The organism is Veillonella sp. CHU740 (assembly GCF_003992055.1).
Lineage (GTDB): Bacteria > Bacillota > Negativicutes > Veillonellales > Veillonellaceae > F0422.
The window spans coordinates 1-2,546 of sequence record NZ_RQVD01000023.1; the positions used below are offsets into that span (position 1 = coordinate 1).

The window sequence follows — 2,546 nt, forward strand, 5'->3', positions numbered from 1 at the left end:
CATGTAAAAGCAGATACATATGCTGTTGGTGATGATGGCGTTGTGACTGTAAAACAAGAAGATGGTACAGGCGCAGAGGCTACTGGTAAAGAGTTCAAAATTAGTGGCTTAGCTACGAAAACAGATATTACAAATATCAACAATACTTTAAACAATAAAGCGAATGCATCTGATTTAGAAGGTTTGAAAACAAACCCAATTACTTTCACAGGCGACGATGCGCAAGCTGTAACACGTGCATTAGGTACTACATTAACTGTAAAAGGTGCGGAAAACTTCACACCAAGTGCTACGAATCCAGCAACAGCAGCAGGCGTGAACATCCGTGTAGAAAAAGATCCAACTACAAATGCTAACGGCTTAGTGGTGAAATTAGCAGATACTTTGACCAACATGAAAGGTATTTCTGGTAATGGCACAGATCCATTGACAATTAAAAATGGTGACAATGCTGTTATCACAGTGAAACCGGGTGCAGCTGGCACTAAAGGTGATGTAGACTTCGGTGGTTCTAAATTAACGAATATTGCTCAACCAGGTGCTGGTACAGATGCAGCGAATAAGGCATATGTAGACAGTAAAGTTGGTGGTGTAGCTAACTTAGGCTATAAAGCAAATGGTGGCACAGCTAAAACAGTAGCAGTGACAACAGGTCTAGACTTTGTTAAAGGTGATGGCACAACGGCGACTGCAGAAGCTGCTAAAGCTGGTATTGAAATCGTAGCTGGTGACGATGGCAAAGTAACATTTGGTTTAAATGAAGCGACTCGTAATGCTATCGATAATGCAGCGAATAAAAATTTAGGTAACTTAAGCGATGATGGCAAAAATGCAGTCAAAGACTTAGCAGCAGGCGCTGTAAAAGTAGCTCCTGGTAAAAATGTAAACGTTACTGGTGTTACAACAGACCATGTGACAACATACACAGTAGATGCTATCGATACAACAGTAGCCGCTGGGGAAGGCTTGTCTGTTTCAGGCGGAGATACAGTAGATACAGCTACGAACAAACGTAACTATACAGTGGCCTTATCTCAAGATACAAAAGATACATTAGCAAAAGTACAAAAAGCAGTTGATGCAATTGGCACTAATGGATCTGATGGCCGTGATGGCAAACCAGGTACAGGCGCTGATGCTGGTATGGGCAAGGATGGCTTAACAGCAGCAGATGGCTTGAATGGTAAAGACTTAACTACAAAAGTAAATGCTCTTCGTAACGGAGAAGCTGGTACAGTGGTGTACACAGATGAAAACGGCAAACGTGTTGTAAAAGCTAACGATGGTAAATGGTATCCAGCTGAGAAAGTAGATGCTAAAGGTAATAAACTGGACGGAGCTACAGAAGTGGCAACCCCACAAGCTCGTTTAGTGAACCCAGATGGTACAACAACTGGTGGTACAACTAAGTTAAGCAATATCGCAGATGGTGAAATCAAAGCTGGCTCTAAAGATGCTATCAACGGTGGTCAATTACATACTGAATTAGCGAAAAAAGCAGATGTAACAGCATTGAATGAATTAGCAGACAAACCACTTACTTTCAGTGCAGATACTGGAACGAATGCAACTCGTAAATTAGGTGAGACATTGGCAGTGAAAGGTGCGGCAAACTTCACACCAGCAGCAACTGCAACACCAGGTGTGAACATCCAAGTAGCATCCGACCCTACGAATGGTTTAACTGTGAGCTTAGCAGATACGTTAACAAATATGAAAGGTATTTCTGGTAATGGCACAGATCCATTGACAATTAAAAATGGTGACAATGCTGTTATCACAGTGAAACCGGGTGCAGCTGGCGCTAAAGGTGACGTAGACTTCGGTGGCTCTAAATTAACAAATGTAGGAGCACCTGGTGCCAATACAGATGCAGCGAATAAATTCTACGTAGACGAAGCGATTAAAGCAGTCAACCAAACAGCAGCTGGTAATGCTAACCTAGGCTATAAAGCCAATGGTGGAACAGCTAAAACAGTAGCAGTAACAACAGGTCTAGACTTTGTTCAAGGCGATGGCACAGCGAATACAGCAGAAAGCGCAAAATCTGGCATCGAAATCGTAGCTGGAGATAGTGGCAAAGTGATCATTGGCTTGTCTAACGATGCGAAAACAAAATTAGACAAAGTAAATGACATTGCTAAAGCAGTAGGCGCTAACGGTGTAGACGGCCGTGACGGAAAACCTGGTACAGGCGCTGATGCTGGTATGGGCAAAGACGGCTTAACAGCAGCAGATGGCTTGAACGGTAAAGACTTAACTACAAAAGTGAATGCTCTTCGTAACGGCGAAGCTGGTTCCGTAGTGTACACAGATGAAAACGGCAACCGTGTTGTAAAAGCTAACGATGGTAAATGGTATCCTGCTGGCAAAGTCAATGCAGATGGTACAAAAGCAGCTAATGCGGTGGAAGTAACAAAACCACAAGCTCGTTTAGTGAACCCAGATGGAACAACAGCTGGCGGTACAACTAAGTTAAGCAATATCGCAGATGGTGAAATCAAAGCTGGCTCTAAAGATGCCATCAACGGTGGTCAATTACATGA

At 43.0% G+C, this 2,546-nt stretch carries 1 protein-coding gene; it reads left to right on the forward strand.

Going from position 1 to position 2,546, the window contains the following annotated elements; all coding sequences use genetic code 11:
- A partial coding sequence (locus EO115_RS08280; RefSeq protein WP_206168441.1) for a hypothetical protein occupies positions 1-2,546 on the forward strand: 2,546 nt, incomplete at both ends.